Source organism: Allomuricauda sp. ARW1Y1 (assembly GCF_013407935.1).
Classification (GTDB): Bacteria; Bacteroidota; Bacteroidia; order Flavobacteriales; family Flavobacteriaceae; genus Flagellimonas.
The window spans coordinates 236,725-254,581 of the sequence record NZ_JACBZU010000004.1 but is presented as its reverse complement, the minus strand read 5'-3'; the positions used below and the strand labels follow the sequence as shown (position 1 = coordinate 254,581).

Genomic DNA, 17,857 nt, shown 5'->3' with positions numbered 1-17,857 from the left:
AAACGATTTGCAAAATATGGATAAGTGTCACCTCGAGCGCAGTCGAGAGGTGCGGTTGTTCTTGAGTTTTGTTATTGGTTGTGCACGAACTGAGAGGAAGACTTTATGAGTTTGAAAGATATACATAGCGTTTATTTTATCGGAATTGGCGGCATTGGAATGTCCGCCTTGGCGCGCTATTTCAAATTTGTGGGTAAAGAGGTGGCAGGGTATGATCGCACCCCAACGCCCATTACCGATGACTTGATGGAGAAGGGTATTTCCGTGCATTTTGAGGATAATGTCGATTTGATTTCCGATACCTTCAAGCATCCGAATACTTTGGTGGTCTATACTCCTGCAGTTCCTTCAAAGCATTCCGAATTCCAGTTTTACAAAAACGGAGGTTTCAACTTTAAAAAGCGTTCGGAGGTGTTGGGCATCATCACCAAGGATTCCTTTTGTTTGGCTGTTGCTGGTACACACGGTAAAACCACTACGTCCAGTATTTTGGCCCATTTGCTGAAGGAGTGTGAATTGCCCATGACCGCATTTTTGGGCGGTATTTCTGAAGATTTCGATAGCAACTTTGTGTTGGATGGCACCGAATATTCGGTAGTGGAGGCTGATGAGTTCGATCGTTCCTTTTTACGATTAACACCAACGGTCGCCTGTGTCACATCCATGGATGCCGACCATTTGGATATCTACGGTACCAAGGAGGAGTTGGAGCATTCATTCCGTGAATTTGTGGAAAGAATCAAGCCGGGTGGAAAGCTCTTCGTACGCAAGGGACTTCCTTTGGAAGGAACCACTTTTGGCATAGAGGATGGTGCTGATTACTGCATAGAAAACATCAAAATTGAACATGGAGCCTACATATTTGATATCGTAACACCTTCCGAGGTTATCAAGGACGTAAAGTTCAACAAGCCGGGCAGACACAATCTGCTCAATGGATTAGCTGCTTTTGCGATGGCGGTGCAAACAGGTTGCCCACCTCACCGCCTTGCCAAAGCTTTGGAGACTTTCAAGGGGGTTCAGCGCAGGTTTTCATATCAAATCAAGGAAGAAGATTTTGTGTTTATCGATGACTATGCGCATCATCCAACGGAAATCAGTGCAGTGCACCAAGCGATTCGCGAAATGCACGCTGGGGAAAGGATAACGGTGATTTTTCAGCCCCATCTTTTTTCGCGCACACAAGATTTTGCAGATGATTTTGCGGCAAGTCTCTCCGATTTTGATGAAATCATCCTATTGGACATTTACCCGGCCCGAGAAGAACCTATTGAGGGTGTCACATCGCAATGGCTGTTGGATAAAATAGAAAACCCCAATAAAAAACTGATGTCGAAATCGGAATTATTGGAAGAGGTAAAGAACTGCAAAACAGGGGTTTTGGTTGTCCTTGGAGCAGGGGATATTGGAATGGAAGTGCCAAAAATCAAAAACATATTGGGTTATGCGCATTAATTGGGATTACATCAAACTCGCATTTTTGTCGGTTGCCGTAATTGCGCTTTACGGTTTTGCCGACCAAAGAAACGAACGCAGAACGGTGCAGGGTATGACCGTAAAATTTGTTGGTGAAAACAATTTGTATTTAACTGAAGATGCGGTTAATAAATTGTTAATACAAAAATACGGAGCCCTAGAGAATAGGCCCAAAGAACAGTTAGTTTTGAATAGCATAGAGGAGGTTATACTATCCAACGATATGGTCAAAAATGCCCAGGTCTATCTCACTGTAAACGGGGAACTTGTATCCAAGATTGTTCAGCGAAAGCCAATTGGAAGAATAGAAGGTGCCTCCAAATTTTATTTGGATGATGAGGGCAAACGCATGCCGTTGTCAAGATACCATTCAGCAAGGGTGCCCATCATTACAGGGAAAATCACAGGGAAAACCCTTGAGGACGCCTATGTGATTTTGGACTATATCAACAATGATGATTTTTTACGAAAAAATGTCATTGGGATACATATCGAGGATGAAAATAAATATCAGCTCAAGTTCCGCATGGAAAACTTTGTGGTGAATTTGGGCGGAGTGGACAATTTGAACAAAAAGTTCAAAAATTTTATGGCCTTTTATGCAAAGGCAGCCAAGGACAATTCCTTGGAGGATTATGCAACAGTGAGTTTGGAATTCAACAATCAAGTGGTTTGCACCAAAATTTAACGTATGGAACAAGGTAATTATTCAGTTGGGTTGGATATAGGAACTACCAAGATCGTGGCGATCATTGGTAGGGAAAATGAGTATGGGAAAATTGAGATTTTGGGCACCGGGCGGTCTAAAAGCTTGGGTGTTCACCGTGGTGTGGTCAACAATATCACACAGACCATTTCGTCCATACAGCAGGCAGTGGAACAGGCCGAGTTGAATTCTGGCCTAAAAATCGGCTCCGTTGTAGTTGGCATTGCAGGCCAGCACATCCGAAGCCTACACCACAGTGATTACATCACCCGTCCCAACTCGGAAGAAGTGATAGACAATGATGATTTGGACAAGCTTTGCAACCAAGTGTATAAATTGGTAATGCTTCCGGGTGAGGAAATCATTCATGTGCTGCCTCAGGAGTACAAAGTGGACGGTCAGTCCGAAATCAAGGAGCCCGTGGGAATGTACGGTGGTCGATTGGAGGCCAATTTTCATGTGGTTGTCGGACAAGTGTCCTCCATAAAAAATATTGGAAGGTGCATCAAAAGTGCTGGATTGGACTTGGGGAACATCACCTTGGAACCCTTGGCATCCGCAGATGCCGTATTGAGCCAAGAGGAGAAAGAAGCTGGTGTAGCCTTAATCGATATAGGTGGTGGAACCACGGATTTGGCCATTTTCAAGGACGGCATCATCCGTCATACCTCTGTTATTCCATTTGGAGGTAACGTCATCACAGAAGACATCAAAGAAGGCTGCTCCATTATTGAGAAGCAGGCCGAATTACTTAAAATAAAATTTGGTTCCGCCTGGCCCGGAGAGAACAAGGACAATGAAATCGTATCCATTCCGGGATTAAGAGGCCGTGAGCCCAAGGAAATCACCTTGAAAAACCTTTCGAAGATCATTCACGCCCGAGTGGTGGAAATCGTGGAGCAGGTTTATGTGGAAATCAAAAATTATGGCCACGAGGAACAAAAGAAAAAGTTGATTGCTGGTATTGTGCTGACCGGTGGGGGAAGCCAATTGAAACACTTGAAACAATTGGTGGAATACATAACTGGCATGGATACCAGAATTGGTTATCCAAACGAGCATCTAGCGGGAGATTCCGATGAAGAAGTGGCCAGTCCACTCTATGCAACGGCGGTCGGATTGTTGATGAACTCTTTGGAGGCCAAGAAGAAAAATAGAAAGGTGCAGCACCAAGAAGAAGAACTCAAGGAGGAAGAAGTATTGGTTGGCGAGGAAAACGAGATGGGAGCGAAAACCAACGCAGCTACCCATCCGGAGAGAAAATCCATTTTTGATAAATGGTCAGAAAAGTTGAAGGACTTTTTGGACAACGCAGAATAATAACCCCAATAGAGAAACACAACTGTCATGAGTAAGAACACTGAATTTGACAACATCGCTTTTGATTTGCCCAAGAACAAGAGCAACGTAATTAAAGTAATTGGAGTTGGTGGAGGTGGAAGCAATGCCATCAACCACATGTTCCAGGCCGGTATCAACGGAGTGGATTTTGTAATCTGTAACACCGATGCCCAAGCCTTGCAAAACAGTCCGGTGCCCAACAAAATCCAGCTAGGGGTATCCCTTACGGAAGGATTGGGTGCAGGGGCCAACCCAGAAATTGGGGAGCAGGCCGCTTTGGAAAGTATGGAAGATTTAAAGGCCATGTTGGAGCACAATACCAAAATGGCATTTATTACGGCCGGAATGGGCGGTGGAACCGGAACAGGTGCGGCTCCCGTAATAGCCAAGTTGGCCAAGGAAATGGATGTTCTTACTGTAGGGATTGTTACCATGCCGTTCCAGTTTGAAGGAGCCATGCGGAACAAGCAAGCACAGATGGGGATTGAAAAGCTTCGTGCCAATGTGGACTCCCTGATCGTCATCAACAACAACAAGCTTAGGGAAGTATACGGCAATCTTGGGTTTAAGGCAGGTTTCTCAAAAGCTGATGAAGTTTTGGCCACTGCAGCAAGGGGTATTGCAGAGGTAATTACGCATCACTACACCCAGAACATTGACCTTAGGGATGCCAAGACGGTACTGTCCAATAGTGGTACTGCCATTATGGGCTCCGCGACGGCGTCCGGTTCTGCAAGGGCAACGGAGGCCATCATGAAGGCTTTGGATTCGCCATTATTGAACGATAATAAGATCAACGGGGCCAAAAATGTGTTGCTATTGATTGTTTCCGGTTCGCAGGAAATCACCATCGATGAAATCGGTGAGATCAACGACCATATTCAAATAGAGGCAGGTCACGGAGCCAACATCATCATGGGGGTAGGAGAAGATGAAAGCCTTGGTGAAGCCATTGCAGTTACTGTTATTGCGACAGGATTCAATGTTGACCAGCAGGACAATATTGTAAATACAGAGTCCAAAAAGGTGTTTTATACCTTGGAAGACGAACAAATCGCGGAGCAAGACTTGACACCGGAATCTACCTCGGTGCAAGAAGTCCAAACGGAAAAAGTACCGGCTCCACAACCGGAGCCAACCCCTCAGCCAGAACCGAAAGTGGTGAAGCATACCTTGGATATGGATATGGAAATGGAAGAGGAGAAGGTAGCACCAAAAATACCATCAAAGGATCCCGATTTGATTCCGACCACGAGCTATATCAGAAACTTCAATGTGTTCTATGAGGAAGTAGTCGCAGATAAGGTGGAGGATGATTTTGTTATTATAGAGGCAAAGAATGTTATCAATAATTTTGATGTGATAGATGCCGAAGTGGTACCATCAAAGAGTAACGAAGACCAGTTTACGCTTAGCTTTGATATGCCTTTGAACAACGAAACCGAGGAGTCGGATGAAAAGGAACATACCGTAACCTTTAATCTGGATGATGATGGTTTAGGGGATGTAGAGGTAAACGACTACGTAGAGGTAAAACCTGTTTTGGAATACAAGAAAGAGGGCGAGACTAGATACGACCTCCAAGAGTATATGGAATTGGAGGAAAGGTTGACAGGTGCCAAATCCAAAGCGGAGACCCACGAGCCAAAATTAGTGGAGAACGAGCTGGTTTTTGAGAAGAAGACCGTGAAAGTGGAAGAGGGCGAAGGTTCTGGAAAAAACGAGGAAACCATGGATAGCCTTGACCCCATGAACAGTTCCATCAGCGATATCTTGAAGAACCGTGCCGATGAGCGCAGAAGAAAACTGAAAAATTTTAACTATAAGTTCCAAAACAACAGGAGCAGTATAGACGACATTGAAAAAGAGCCTGCTTACAAAAGGCAAGGAGTGGACCTGAATGATGTTCCAAAGGAACAGAAAGTCTCTAGGACCACTTTGGGAGAGGATAGTAACGATGATTTGCAATTGCGCTCCAACAACTCTTTTTTGCACGATAATGTTGATTAGTAGTGTTTAGATTAACATCCATTTTTTATGGAAAGCATAAACCCGAAGGTGACCATACTTTCGGGTTTATTTTTTATCTTCGCGCTCTAAATAAGAATACATGGGTTTGCAGGATAAGGTAATGACAGAAATGAAGGCCGCGATGAAGGCAAAGGATACTGTTGCCTTGGAAGCATTAAGAGCCATTAAGTCAGCAATTTTACTGGCCAAAACCGATAAAGGTGCTGGAGCGGAGTTGTCCGAAGAGGATGAGATAAAATTGGTTCAGAAATTGGTAAAGCAGCGGAAGGATAGTGCTGTAATTTACCAAGAGCAAGGTCGTGAGGATTTGGCAGAACCAGAATTGGCTCAGGTTGCCGTGATCGAGAAGTTTTTGCCAGAGCAACTTACCGAAGAAGAAATCGAAAAAGTGGTGGTACAGACCATCGATTCGGTCGGAGCATCGGGAATGCAGGATATGGGCAAGGTAATGGGAATTGTTTCCAAAGAATTGGCCGGGCAGGCTGACGGGAAGACCATTTCAGCCATTGTTAAGGCAAAATTGAGTTCATAGTTTAAAAAATATTGGCCCAGTAGTTCAACTGGATAGAATATCAGATTTCGGCTCTGAGGGTTGGGGGTTCGAATCCTCCCTGGGTCACCACAAAAAAAGCAAGCTTTAGTTTTAAGCTTGCTTTTTTGTTTTTGGAAGGTTTAGGCCACCTTGTCTATGTCCGTATCGGGCAGTATACTTTTCTGCATTTTTGCCAACAAACGGGGTCCATTGACGGGTTTTGTCAGTAAGTCGTTGGCGCCTAGTTCAAAAATCTTCTTGCGGGTTTTTGCGGTGTTGTCGGCTGTCAATACAATAATTGGAATTTCAGGCTCACAGGAAGCTTTTCCGCTTCTTATGATGGACGTGGTCTCAAAACCATCCATTTCGGGCATTTGCAGATCCATCAAAATAAAATCAAAGCTTTCTTTTGTGAGCAGTTCAAGTGCCTCTTTTCCATGGTTGGCAATGTACAGCTTCGCTTTTGGCCAACTCTTTTTAAAGAGCAGTTTAACCACTGTTTGGTTCATTTTGTTGTCCTCCACCAATAGCACACTACAGGCTTTTGGTTCCTCTGGACGGATACTTGTATTGGGTACAATGTCCAAAATCTCTTCATCTTCCTCAATTTCAAAATTCAGATTCAATTTACAGATGGTACCCTTAGGTTCATTGCTTGCAAATTCAACGGTTCCCTCCTGTAGATCAACATAGGTTTTTACGATATAAAGCCCTAGGCCCAATCCACTAAACTCCCGCTTGTCCATAAACGATTTCTTGGTGAACGATTCAAATACCGTACTCATTTTTTCCTTGGATATACCAATCCCCGTATCCTTGATTGTAAACTGAAGCGACGTCCGATTACCTTTCTTGTTACAATCAATGGCTATCTCCACACCGCCTACGTTGGTAAACTTAATGGCATTGTCCAATAAGTGATTTAGGATTTGGGTGAGCTTGGCCTTATCGCCTACGATTCGGGCTGGTAAACTCGCATCAACCACATCTGTAAAATCCAATCCTTTGGCAAGAGCTTTTTTTCGTTGTTGATTTAGTATTCTCTGCAAAGCAGGTTTTAGTTCAAAGGGTACCTCTTTGAGTTCTTGGTCTCCCTTTTCGATAACGGTAAAATCCAGAATGTCTTCAATATGCCCCAAAAGGTTCTTGGACGAGTTCAGAATCATTTTGCATTTTTCTTCAAGTTCCTTATCCTGTTTTTCCTCTTTGAGTGAAGAGGCTACCGCCATGATCAAGTTTAACGGCGTTCGCAATTCATGGCTGATATTGGATAAAAAGGACGATTTGATTTGGTTCATATCTTCCGCTCGTTGCAGTGCCAATAGTTGGTTTTGCTCATTTTGCATCCTGAGGTCCCTGATTCTATTGATCATGGAAATGGACAGAAATGCGATTTCCAATCCAATCCCAAATTTGGCTCCATTACTGGTAAGGAATGAATTTTCGATGGCATTGAAATTGTTCAGGATAAAAACGATAAACCCTATAAGCAGGAAGGAAATACCTATGATGAAATAAGGATCAATTTTTACTTTTTTGATTTTCAACACCACAATGGATACAATCATGTGGGCCAAAACCAAGATGCCCAATCCGTTGGCCAATGGATAACAGTACTCAAATGAGGGAGCAACGGCCAATAGGGTTAGTCCTACAATCAAAGAAAAGGCCAATACCTGGTTGGCGATGTGCAACACAGGGCTATTTTTTTTCAAATCGAGGTAGGAGCCACCATATTTGCCAAAAAAGAAAAGGGAAACAAAAGCCGTCAACAGTACGGCCCGATCGGACAGCCATCCTCCCTGTGGGGTAAAATATTGATGGAAAAAGCCATCTAACGAGAACTGCATCAATGCAATAAAAAGTACATAAAGCGGGTAATACAAAAAGGCCCGGTCCCTTAAGGCAAAAAAGAAGAATAGGTAAATGATGCAGGCGAGAATCAAAATCCCGTAAAAGAAACCGTAGAACACCTGCTCTTTGTAGGTGAGTTCAAAAAAGCTGCTCTCTTGGTATAGGTTCATGGGAAGCATGACCACTTCACCATCACTTTTTAGGTGTAAAAAAGCCTGTAACTTTTCATGGGGCTTTAGCCGTATGTCAAAAATTGATTTTCTATGCTGGACACTCTTTTTGGCAAACGGGATTTGATCACCGCTGCTTTGCTTCTTCACATTTCCGTTTTCATCCACCAAAAAAAGTTCAACCACATCTGTAATGGGTCTGGCAGTTTCCAAGTAATAATTGCCAAACTCCTCAGTTGGGTTGTCCAATGTGAATTGTAACCAATAATACTCATTGGAAAACCCGAGGTTTTCCTTTACACTGGTCAATGGAACAAAATCCGCTTCTTTATGTCCTTGGATTTCCTTAAAGTTATAAGCTTTTTCTCCTGCGAAAAACAGAGAGGTTTGGGAACGAAGGGAAATAATATCGGAATCGATTTTTTCTGGATGCAGTTGTGCATTGCAGACGATGGACCATAATAAAAACAGGACCGAAATACCGGCATAGGATGTGGGGGGAGTTATGCGGCGCATGAAGTAGGCTTTTTGGGTCCGCCATTGGGATAGCGAACATATTTCTTGTTTTGAACGCTGCCAATGCCCGGTTTATTTCATTTTATGCGTTTAACAGGCTTTTCTAGGGATATGGTGCGATGTAATGCCAAAATCTTCGATAAACGAACAAAGAATAAGCCCGATGCGACATAAACGATGTGCATCGGGCTTGCGTGGTTCCATATGTAATAGGTAGGTTTATAGCCCTAGAATCTTGGAAGCCTCTTTATAGTTGTTCAGATTTAACTCGTTTGCTTCTGACACATTTGCTGGTACTAGTACGTAACGGACAGTAAATGTTTCGGTATCTTCATAAACAAAAATACTATCGTTCGGATTGGTGGCTCTTAACAATACACCAGACACGCTTTCATTAGAGAATATAGAAAAGTAGAAATAGGTTTCAGCATCTGTAAATGGAAGAGGTACTATTTCATCGAATACGCCTTCTTGTCTAAATCTTAAATAAACCATCACCACACCACCAGTTGCTATAAATTCTTCCAAATCGATATCCTTTACATCGATTAACATGGTGCCAAAATTAGGAAGCGATCCTTCATCCCACTGAATTGTCTGCCAATCCGAAGCTATCACATTGGCATTCCCATCTTGTCCAGCAGGCCCTTGGGCCCCATCTTTGCCATCAATACCGTCAATACCGTCAATACCATCCTTTCCGTCTTCAGGGGAACAAGAGGTTAAGAGTACACTAAGGCCCATAATCGCATACAGACCCATTTTCAAAAAACTCAAAGTTGTTGTTGTTTTCATAATTTTTGATCTTTGTTAAGGTTCCATTTTGGACTTGGTTTCGGGTTTTCACAGTTAGTGTTTCTTTACCCTTCGTTGGCCAAAATCTTAGATGGAGGTTGTTTGTTTCGATGTCAAAGTTAGATGGAGATTTTATCCGATTTTGAACCAATTGACGGATGCCCCTTTTGAATTGACGGATGGGCCTTTTGGGTTGATCTGTGAAAAATGGAATAAGATTTATCCTACGAAATTTTAATGCTTCTGACCATTTTTAATCTCATTATTGGAATTACTTCATCCAAAAATTGAAGCATCGCTTCGCTTCAAATTGAATTATTCAGCACATCAACTGAAAGGAATGTATCTGGTTATGGACTAAAGGTGGAGTAGTGAGCTGATTCACTATACAAACCATCTAATAAAAAAGACTATGCGCTTAATTTTTAATACACTTTTTCTGTTAATCGGAACTTTTGGTTTTGCCCAAGCCGTGGATTATAACACCAAAGGGGGCTATGCCGTCGAAGGTTACGATGTCGTCTCCTATTTTCAAGGGCAACCGTTGGAAGGAAAAAAGGAGTTTACTACAACATACGACGGTACCAAATTCCAATTTGCGAGCAAAGCCCATTTGCAAAAGTTCCAGAGCGACCCAAAGGCCTATTTGCCACAATATGGGGGCTATTGTGCCTATGCTGTTGCCGTTAATGGTAAAAAGGTGAGTGTAGACCCACTTACGTATGAAATCAGGGAAGATAAACTCTATCTATTTTATAATAAAGGCAAAAACAACACCTTGGAATTTTGGCGCAACGAATCTCCGAACGAATTGGTTTCCAGGGCAGATAAAAACTGGGAGCGGATCAAGAATTGATTATTCTTTCTATCTTATACTCCAATTGATCAAAAAACGAATACAAAACCAATATCTAAACTATCATGTTCAAATCATCCTTGGAAACCTTGGAGCAGTTTAAGCAGGTGCTTTTAGAGTTGCCGGCCGACTGTTATTCCCAATCCTGCGAAACCTTGTCCAATGCTTCCATAGGGCAGCATACCCGACATGTAATCGAACTTTACCTCTGTTTGATACATGGATACGACCTTTCCGAGATTTCATACGACCGTAGGGAGCGTAACCTTCAAATTGAACAGGATTTGAATTATGCCCTGGAACGCATTTCCTACATTCAAGGGCATTTGGTAAAACCGAACAAGTCAATTCGGATCAGCTATGAACTGGGTGGTGAAGAAAGTAATCTGGAGTCCAATTATTTTAGGGAGGTGATGTACAATTTGGAGCACACCATACATCACCAAGCCTTGATCAAGGTTGGGATTCGGCATTTTTCCGCCCAACAGCTACCAGACTCCTTTGGAGTAGCGCCATCTACCATGCAATACAGAAAGGAATGTGCACAGTAAGCTTTATTTCGCAAGGTGAAAATTATTGGATTACCTCCAACAGGGACGAACATATATCTCGCCCCTCTGCCCATAAGCCAAACGAAGAGCGGATAGGTAAGGTTAAAGTACTTTTTCCCAAAGACCCCAAGGCGGGAGGTACCTGGTTCGCACTGAAGGAAGATGGCGCCGTAGCCGTGCTGCTCAACGGGGCCTTCGTAAATCACGCATCAAACGGAAAGTATGCCAAGAGTAGGGGATTGGTGCTGTTGGATATCATAGCATCAGAAGAGCCCTTTGTGTTCTTGCAAGAGATGGATCTATATCGAATCGAGCCCTTTACCTTGGTGCTTTTTCATAAGAAACTATTGGAATTCAGATGGGATGGTCACCAGAAATATTTTAAGCCCTTGGATCCCCAAGAGAATCATATTTGGTCATCCGCAACTTTATATCATGATGATGTCATTGCACACCGAAAACAGTTGTTTGAGAAGTTCATGGCGGATACGAATGCTGTTTCGTTTGAAAAGATATTGGATTTCCATTCCAATAACCAATACGATTTTGAAAATGGGTTTATCATTGATCGGGAAACCGGATTAAAAACCTTTAGTGTCACCCAAGTGGTTTTGGATAGTGACGGAACCACAATGAGACATTTGGATTTACGGAACGATAGGTCTTTTCAAGTGCCTTTTACATCCAACCAACTTACGCTCTAAAAGCCATGGATTTTTTCAAACTGACATGGCATCGTATCACTCATTGGGAATATTGGCCCTTTTGGTTGATCTACTATCCCATGTTTCCTGTGTGGCTTTACTATTCCTTCAAAGCGAGATCAATATTCTTTTTTAACGCCGCCAATCCGGGTATGAAGAATGGTGGCATGGCGATGATTTCCAAAATGGACATCTATCAAATGATCCCTCCACAGTTCATCCCCAAAACCTTGTTCGTGGATAAAAATGCCGCTGCTGACGAGACCTTGGAACGCATAGGGGACCAAGGCATTGATTTCCCATTTATTGCCAAGCCGGATATTGGGATGAAGGCCTTTGGTGTAGAGAAGATTCATCATAAAGATGAATTTGCGCAGTATGTGGAATGGAGCCCTTCCCATTTTTTGGTGCAGGAACTGATTCCGTATCAAAAAGAAGTGGGCGTTTTTTATGTGCGCAGGCCCGGGGAACCATCAGGTACGGTTACCGGAGTGGTGGCCAAGGAGTTTCTTTCCATCACTGGCGATGGCCATAGCAGTATGTTGGAACTTATTAAGAAGAACCCGCGCAGTCATCTACAATTAAAAGTATTGCAAAAGAAATACGGTAACCAGTTGGAAGAAGTGCTGAAAGACGGGGAAACATTTGTTTTAGTCCCCTACGGAAGCCATACCCGCGGGGCCAAGTTTATGGATATCAGCCATCGCATCAATAAAGATTTGGAGGAAACCATCGATGCCATCTGCTCTCAAATGAACGGGTTTTACTATGGACGGTTGGATGTGCTGTGCAACTCCTTTGAAGATTTGTGTCAAGGTCGCAACTTTAGCATTATCGAAGTGAACGGGGCAGGAGGGGAAGCGACCCATATTTACGATCCCAAGCATTCCTTATGGTGGGCATGGAGAGAAGTGGCACGCCACTGGGGCATGTTATGTGAAATCAGCATTCTCAACAACCAAAAAGGACATGCTTACCTGAGTTTTCGTGATGGCAGGTCTATGCTGAAGCAAAACGGAGCCTTGCAGTCCCGTTTAAAATTCCATTGAAACCTATTACGCCTTCTGTTCCGCCAATTCCAATTTACGCTTGATCGCATTCATGATAATGGGTGCGTGGATACGGGAGTTCTCGATAAACCATTTATGGGTTTCCATTCCGCCACAGATGACGCCTGCCAAAAATAGGCCCTCGACATTGGTTTCCATGGTTTCCGGGTCATAGTTGGGCAATCGTTTCGCGTCGTCGGATAATGCAATCCCCAGTTTTTCCAAAAAGGCAAAATTGGGACGATACCCGGTAAGTGCCAGTACAAAATCGTTCTCCAAAACAACTTCACCGTCTGGGGTTTCGATGATAATCTCGTTGGACCTGATTTCCTTGACCGTCGAATTGTAATACGCCTTGATACTGCCTTCCTCAATACGGTTGATGATGTCGGGGCGTACCCAATATTTTACCCTTGGGCCTACCTCCGGGCCACGGATGATCAAGGTGACCTCGGCACCTTTGCGCCAACACTCCAATGCCGCGTCTATCGCCGAGTTACTGGCCCCAATAACAGCCAGTTTTTGACTGGCATAAAAATGGGGGTCGTTGTAATAATGCGATACCTTGGGCAAATCCTCCCCGGGGACATTGATGGTGTTGGGCAAATCGTAAAAGCCAGTGGCGAGTACTACATTTTTCGCAACATATTCACCCTTATCAGTTTTTACCAAAAAGGAATCTTCCTGTTTTTCGGTATCCAGCACTTTTTCAAATAGATGAATGTTGAGTTGGTTGGACGTCACAATCCTACGGTAGTATTCCAAAGCTTCATTGCGTTTGGGTTTGGCCTCCTTACTGATAAAGGGTATATTATCGATTTCCAACTTCTCCGAGGAAGAGAAAAACTGCATGTTCACCGGATAATTGAACAATGAATTCACTATGGTCCCTTTTTCAATGATGATATAGGAAATCCCTTGTTTTTTCGCTTCCAATCCGCACGCAATCCCAATGGGACCGCCTCCAATAATGACAACATCAAACTCCTGCATTAGGCAATTTTTTCCTTTAATTCTTTAATGGTAGCCGTTGGGTCTTCACTTTTGAACACAAAACTGCCCGCTACCAGCACATCTGCTCCATGGTCCACCAGTTTTTTGGCGTTTTCTGCATTTACCCCTCCATCGATCTCGATTAAGGTTTTCGCATTCTTGCGGTTGATGAGTTCTTTCAGGTCGGCTACTTTTTGATAGGTGTTCTCGATAAAGGATTGTCCGCCAAATCCAGGGTTTACGCTCATCACAAGAACAATATCAATATCCTGAATGGTATCTTCCAACAAATTCACCGAAGTGTGCGGGTTAATGGCCACACCAGCTTTCATCCCCTCGGCCTTAATGGCTTGCAATGTTCTATGCAAATGTGGACATGCTTCGTAGTGGACGGTAAGGTGGTCTATCCCCAAATCACCAAAAGTTTTGATGTACCTATCTGGGTCAACAATCATTAAATGGGTGTCCAACGGTTTTTTGGCATGCTTGGCAATGGCTTCTATCACAGGCATTCCAAAGGAAATATTGGGTACGAATACCCCGTCCATGATATCCAAATGGAACCAATCGGCATCACTTTGATTTACCATTTCTATTTCCTGTTGAAGATTGGCAAAGTCGGATGCCAGTAGCGAAGGGGCAATCATTGATTTGTTCATGTTACAAAGTTAGCCAATTAGGGCCATCTTTAAACGAAAAAAACTCCGGTAATCAGCCGGAGTTTATTCATCAATCAAAAAACGAACAGTCATGATAAACTGTTATATCCTACTAAATTACAACTTTCCTGCCAAAAATCAAATTTAAGGATAGTTTAACTGTAATTATTCGTGTGTTTTTTACCCTTTATCCTAAATAAGTCTTTAAAATCTTACTTCTGGAGGTGTGTTTCAATCTTCGGATAGCTTTTTCCTTAATCTGGCGAACACGCTCCCTGGTCAGGTCAAAAGTTTCCCCAATTTCTTCCAAGGTCATGGAATGTTGTCCGGCCAAACCAAAGTAAAGTCGGATAACATCGGCTTCACGAGGAGTCAAGGTTTCCAATGCACGCTCGATTTCTGTACGAAGGGAGTCGTGCAAAAGTTCCTTGTCTGGGTTAGGGGATTCCCCACTGCGCAGTACATCATATAGGTTGGAATCTTCACCATCGATCAAAGGTGCATCCATGGATACGTGGCGACCCGAGTTTTTCAAGGATTGCTTCACATCTTCCACGGTCATGTCCAATTCTTTGGCAATTTCCTCTGCGGAAGGTGGACGCTCGTGCGCTTGCTCCAAGAAAGCAAAGGTTTTGTTGATCTTGTTGATGGAACCGATTTTGTTCAACGGCAAACGAACAATACGGGACTGCTCCGCCAAGGCCTGAAGAATGGATTGACGAATCCACCAAACAGCGTAAGAAATAAATTTAAATCCACGGGTTTCATCAAAACGCTGGGCTGCTTTAATAAGGCCCAAGTTTCCTTCATTGATCAAATCCGGAAGTGTCAACCCTTGATTTTGGTATTGTTTTGCTACAGAAACCACGAACCTAAGGTTGGCTTTGGTCAATTTTTCCAGGGCAACCTGGTCTCCCGCTTTAATGCGCTGTGCCAATTCCACTTCCTCATCGGCGGTAATCAAATCCACTTTTCCAATCTCCTGCAAATACTTGTCCAACGACGCGGTTTCCCTATTGGTAACCTGTTTTGTAATCTTTAACTGTCTCATCTAATTATCCCTTCAAATTTTGTTTTGTGAACCGGAGCTCAATAGGTTATACGTTCATCAAACGGAAAAAGTTACATTTTAGTTACATTTTTTTAAAAAAACCTCATTTCTAGCTATTGAGATCGACCACTTCTCGACTGCGCTCGAAGTGACAATGTAAGACCCTGACTCTATTAAAAAACAAAACCCCGAGGAATTTCCCCGGGGTTGTTTCTATATCTAGAAAGGTTGATAGTTAATCCCTTCTCGGCTTTCTATCGCGGTTGCCACCTCTGCGGTCGCCACCACCTCTACGGTCACCGCCTCTGCGATCACCATCTCTATCGTTTCTTGGTGCGCGCTCTTTGTAGCCTTCAGGTTTTGGCAACAAGGCTTTCCTTGATACCTTTTCCTTTTTGGTTCTTGGGTCCAGCCCGAAGTATTTCACATCGAACACATCACCCATGTTCACCACATCGGATACATTTTCAGTACGTTCCCATGCCAATTCGGATACATGGAGCAGAACTTCATTGCCAGGTGCTTCGGTGTATTCCACCACAGCTCCAAAGTCAAGCATTTTGATGACTTTTACTTCGTAAACGCTACCTACTTCCGGTTTGAACATCAAAGCATCGATTTTGGCCAATACCTTGTCGATACCATCTTGATCTGTACCCAAGATTTCCACGATACCTTCTTCGGTATCAGGATCTTCATTGATCACAATAGTGGTCTTGGTTGTTTTCTGAAGTTCTTGGATGACTTCACCACCTTTACCGATCAAGGCTCCGATGTATTCACCTGGGATTACTCTGGTCACTATTTTAGGTGCGTAGGATTTCACCTCTGGTCTTGGCTCGGCAATGGTTTCTACCAATTTGTCCAAAATGTGCATTCTGCCATCTCTGGCCTGCATCAAGGCTTTTACCAAGATTTCGTAGGAAAGCCCTTTTACTTTGATGTCCATTTGACAGGCTGTGATACCGTCTGCAGTACCGGTTACCTTAAAGTCCATATCGCCCAAGTGATCCTCGTCACCCAAGATATCGGATAGAACCGCATATTTACCAGTTTCGGTATCGGTAATCAATCCCATGGCAATTCCGGAAACTGGTTTTTTCAGTTGAATACCAGCATCCATCAATGCCATGGTACCGGAACATACAGTGGCCATGGAAGAGGAACCGTTGGATTCCAATACTTCGGACACCACACGAACGGTGTATGGGCAATCCGCAGGAATCATGCCTTTTAAGGCACGTTGCGCCAGGTTACCGTGACCTACTTCTCTACGTGAAGTACCTCGAATGGGTCTTGCTTCACCAGTGGAGAAAGGAGGGAAGTTGTAGTGCAAATAGAATGTTTCTTCACCTTCATAGGATGGCATATCTATTTGGTTCGCTTCTCTTGAGGTACCTAAAGTGACCGTAGCCAATGCTTGGGTCTCGCCACGGGTAAAGATGGCAGAACCATGTACCGATGGCAAATAATCGATTTCGCACCAGATGGGACGGATATCGGTAGTTTTACGGCCATCCAAACGAAGTCCTTCCTCTAGGGTAAGGTTTCTAACGGCTTCTTTTTCGGCTTTATGGTAATATTTGGAAACCAAATCACCAATCTCTTCCAATTCTTCCTCGGAAAAGGAGGCTTTGATTTCTTCCTTGATCGCAGCAAAGGCTTCGCTACGTTCTTTTTTAGATGAACCTGCCTTGGCTACTTCGTAAACTTTGTCGTAAGCCATGTCGTGGATTTTCTTTTCCAGATCGGCATCTTCGGTTTCAGGTTCGTACTCACGAACTTCTTTCTTGCCAAAAGCTTCAGCCAATTTTACTTGGGCGGCACATTGTACTTTGATAGCTTCGTGGGCAAATTTGATGGCTTCTACCATCTCCTCTTCGGAAATCTCACTCATTTCACCTTCTACCATCATCACAGAATCTGCAGATGCACCGATCATCATATCGATGTCCGATTCTTCAAGTTGGGCTCTGGTTGGGTTGATAATGAGCTCGCCATTGACTCTACCTACGCGTACCTCAGAAATAGGGCACTCGAACGGAAGGTCCGATAGTTGGATGGCTGCGGAAGCGGCCAATCCAGCCATTGCATCAGGCATCACTTCTTCGTCGTGCGACATGAGTTGGATCATCACCTGTGTTTCGGAATGGTAATCCTTGGGGAACAAAGGTCTCAATACCCTATCCACCAAACGCATGGTCAATACTTCACCATCGCTCGGTCTGGCCTCTCTTTTGAAGAAACCACCTGGGTAACGTCCTGCCGCAGCAAATTTTTCACGATAATCAACGGTAAGTGGCAAAAAGTCCACATCCGAAGCTTTGTAATTGGAGACAACGGTGCATAACAACATACACTTGCCTGATTGGACAACAACAGAACCGTGGGCCTGTTTTGCCAGTTTTCCGGTTTCGATAGAAATCTCTCTACCGTCGCCAAGGTCTATGACCTCTCTGAATGTCTTTGGAATCATAAAAATAATCTTACCCTGCCTTATGGCGGGGTCGTTAAACATTTGGTCTACCGCCATCCGGGCGGTCGGGTTGTGTTGTTGTTGTGTGTGCCTTGGA

15 protein-coding genes and 1 tRNA gene are annotated in these 17,857 nt (G+C 43.7%); 10 read left to right on the top strand and 6 right to left on the bottom strand.

From position 1 onward, the window contains the following. The first annotated feature begins 105 nt into the window (after positions 1-105). From murC to GGE08_RS12370, 6 genes are all read left to right on the top strand, one after another. On the top strand, positions 106-1,455 hold the full coding sequence (murC, locus tag GGE08_RS12395; protein WP_179385203.1) for a UDP-N-acetylmuramate--L-alanine ligase: 1,350 nt from the start codon (positions 106-108) through the stop codon (positions 1,453-1,455). Next, the gene (locus GGE08_RS12390) at positions 1,445-2,164 is read left to right on the top strand and encodes a cell division protein FtsQ/DivIB (RefSeq protein WP_179385202.1); all 720 of its coding nucleotides are present in this window, start codon (positions 1,445-1,447) and stop codon (positions 2,162-2,164) included. Before murC ends, GGE08_RS12390 begins: the two co-directional genes overlap by 11 nt. A 3-nt stretch (positions 2,165-2,167) precedes the next feature. Then, positions 2,168-3,502 carry a cell division protein FtsA gene (gene ftsA / locus GGE08_RS12385; RefSeq protein WP_179385201.1) on the top strand — a complete coding sequence of 445 codons (1,335 nt, stop codon included), beginning with the start codon at positions 2,168-2,170 and terminating at the stop codon, positions 3,500-3,502. 27 nt (positions 3,503-3,529) lie between these two features. Continuing rightward, positions 3,530-5,533, top strand: coding sequence for a cell division protein FtsZ (gene ftsZ / locus GGE08_RS12380; RefSeq protein WP_179385200.1), 2,004 nt, complete (start codon positions 3,530-3,532; stop codon positions 5,531-5,533). Between the two features lie 100 nt (positions 5,534-5,633). Further along, on the top strand, positions 5,634-6,086 hold the full coding sequence (locus GGE08_RS12375; protein WP_179385199.1) for a GatB/YqeY domain-containing protein: 453 nt from the start codon (positions 5,634-5,636) through the stop codon (positions 6,084-6,086). 13 nt (positions 6,087-6,099) lie between these two features. Then, positions 6,100-6,176 (top strand) — tRNA-Arg (locus GGE08_RS12370). Positions 6,177-6,226: 50 nt separating this feature from the next. On the opposite strand, the gene GGE08_RS12365 is transcribed toward GGE08_RS12370, so the two are convergent. Continuing rightward, positions 6,227-8,626 carry a hybrid sensor histidine kinase/response regulator gene (locus GGE08_RS12365; RefSeq protein WP_179385198.1) on the bottom strand — a complete coding sequence of 800 codons (2,400 nt, stop codon included), beginning with the start codon at positions 8,624-8,626 and terminating at the stop codon, positions 6,227-6,229. Between the two features lie 219 nt (positions 8,627-8,845). Beyond that, the gene (locus GGE08_RS12360) at positions 8,846-9,421 is read right to left on the bottom strand and encodes a hypothetical protein (RefSeq protein ID WP_179385197.1); all 576 of its coding nucleotides are present in this window, start codon (positions 9,419-9,421) and stop codon (positions 8,846-8,848) included. Positions 9,422-9,833: 412 nt separating this feature from the next. Between GGE08_RS12360 and GGE08_RS12355 the strand changes: the two genes are divergently transcribed. The 4 genes from GGE08_RS12355 to GGE08_RS12340 all read left to right on the top strand — a co-directional run bounded on the left by GGE08_RS12355 (position 9,834) and on the right by GGE08_RS12340 (position 12,581). Next, complete coding sequence (locus GGE08_RS12355; RefSeq protein ID WP_179385196.1) at positions 9,834-10,277, top strand: YHS domain-containing (seleno)protein; 444 nt, start codon at positions 9,834-9,836, stop codon at positions 10,275-10,277. 65 nt (positions 10,278-10,342) lie between these two features. After that, on the top strand, positions 10,343-10,828 hold the full coding sequence (locus tag GGE08_RS12350; RefSeq protein WP_179385195.1) for a DinB family protein: 486 nt from the start codon (positions 10,343-10,345) through the stop codon (positions 10,826-10,828). After that, complete coding sequence (locus tag GGE08_RS12345; RefSeq protein ID WP_179385194.1) at positions 10,816-11,532, top strand: NRDE family protein; 717 nt, start codon at positions 10,816-10,818, stop codon at positions 11,530-11,532. Before GGE08_RS12350 ends, GGE08_RS12345 begins: the two co-directional genes overlap by 13 nt. Before the next feature lie 5 nt (positions 11,533-11,537). Further along, positions 11,538-12,581, top strand: a complete 1,044-nt coding sequence (locus GGE08_RS12340) for a D-alanine--D-alanine ligase (protein ID WP_179385193.1) — start codon at positions 11,538-11,540, stop codon at positions 12,579-12,581. 6 nt (positions 12,582-12,587) lie between these two features. Here GGE08_RS12340 and GGE08_RS12335 read toward each other — a convergent pair whose 3' ends face one another. The 4 genes from GGE08_RS12335 to GGE08_RS12320 all read right to left on the bottom strand — a co-directional run bounded on the left by GGE08_RS12335 (position 12,588) and on the right by GGE08_RS12320 (position 17,760). Continuing rightward, positions 12,588-13,574 (bottom strand): YpdA family putative bacillithiol disulfide reductase, encoded by a 987-nt coding sequence (locus GGE08_RS12335; RefSeq protein WP_179385192.1) that lies wholly within the window; start codon positions 13,572-13,574, stop codon positions 12,588-12,590. Continuing rightward, positions 13,574-14,233 (bottom strand): ribulose-phosphate 3-epimerase, encoded by a 660-nt coding sequence (rpe, locus tag GGE08_RS12330; RefSeq protein WP_179385191.1) that lies wholly within the window; start codon positions 14,231-14,233, stop codon positions 13,574-13,576. Before rpe ends, GGE08_RS12335 begins: the two co-directional genes overlap by 1 nt. 187 nt (positions 14,234-14,420) lie before the next feature. Then, positions 14,421-15,284 carry an RNA polymerase sigma factor RpoD/SigA gene (locus GGE08_RS12325; protein WP_100817395.1) on the bottom strand — a complete coding sequence of 288 codons (864 nt, stop codon included), beginning with the start codon at positions 15,282-15,284 and terminating at the stop codon, positions 14,421-14,423. 235 nt (positions 15,285-15,519) lie between these two features. Continuing rightward, complete coding sequence (locus GGE08_RS12320; protein WP_179385190.1) at positions 15,520-17,760, bottom strand: polyribonucleotide nucleotidyltransferase; 2,241 nt, start codon at positions 17,758-17,760, stop codon at positions 15,520-15,522. Positions 17,761-17,857: the final 97 nt, after the last annotated feature.

Coding starts and splice junctions, on each gene's coding strand:
- murC (WP_179385203.1), top strand. CDS start 106: ATGAGTTTGAAAGATATACATAGCGTTTATTTTATCGGAATTGGCGGC.
- GGE08_RS12390 (WP_179385202.1), top strand. CDS start 1,445: ATGCGCATTAATTGGGATTACATCAAACTCGCATTTTTGTCGGTTGCC.
- ftsA (WP_179385201.1), top strand. CDS start 2,168: ATGGAACAAGGTAATTATTCAGTTGGGTTGGATATAGGAACTACCAAG.
- ftsZ (WP_179385200.1), top strand. CDS start 3,530: ATGAGTAAGAACACTGAATTTGACAACATCGCTTTTGATTTGCCCAAG.
- GGE08_RS12375 (WP_179385199.1), top strand. CDS start 5,634: ATGGGTTTGCAGGATAAGGTAATGACAGAAATGAAGGCCGCGATGAAG.
- GGE08_RS12365 (WP_179385198.1), bottom strand. CDS start 8,626: ATGCGCCGCATAACTCCCCCCACATCCTATGCCGGTATTTCGGTCCTG.
- GGE08_RS12360 (WP_179385197.1), bottom strand. CDS start 9,421: ATGAAAACAACAACAACTTTGAGTTTTTTGAAAATGGGTCTGTATGCG.
- GGE08_RS12355 (WP_179385196.1), top strand. CDS start 9,834: ATGCGCTTAATTTTTAATACACTTTTTCTGTTAATCGGAACTTTTGGT.
- GGE08_RS12350 (WP_179385195.1), top strand. CDS start 10,343: ATGTTCAAATCATCCTTGGAAACCTTGGAGCAGTTTAAGCAGGTGCTT.
- GGE08_RS12345 (WP_179385194.1), top strand. CDS start 10,816: ATGTGCACAGTAAGCTTTATTTCGCAAGGTGAAAATTATTGGATTACC.
- GGE08_RS12340 (WP_179385193.1), top strand. CDS start 11,538: ATGGATTTTTTCAAACTGACATGGCATCGTATCACTCATTGGGAATAT.
- GGE08_RS12335 (WP_179385192.1), bottom strand. CDS start 13,574: ATGCAGGAGTTTGATGTTGTCATTATTGGAGGCGGTCCCATTGGGATT.
- rpe (WP_179385191.1), bottom strand. CDS start 14,233: ATGAACAAATCAATGATTGCCCCTTCGCTACTGGCATCCGACTTTGCC.
- GGE08_RS12325 (WP_100817395.1), bottom strand. CDS start 15,284: ATGAGACAGTTAAAGATTACAAAACAGGTTACCAATAGGGAAACCGCG.
- GGE08_RS12320 (WP_179385190.1), bottom strand. CDS start 17,760: ATGATTCCAAAGACATTCAGAGAGGTCATAGACCTTGGCGACGGTAGA.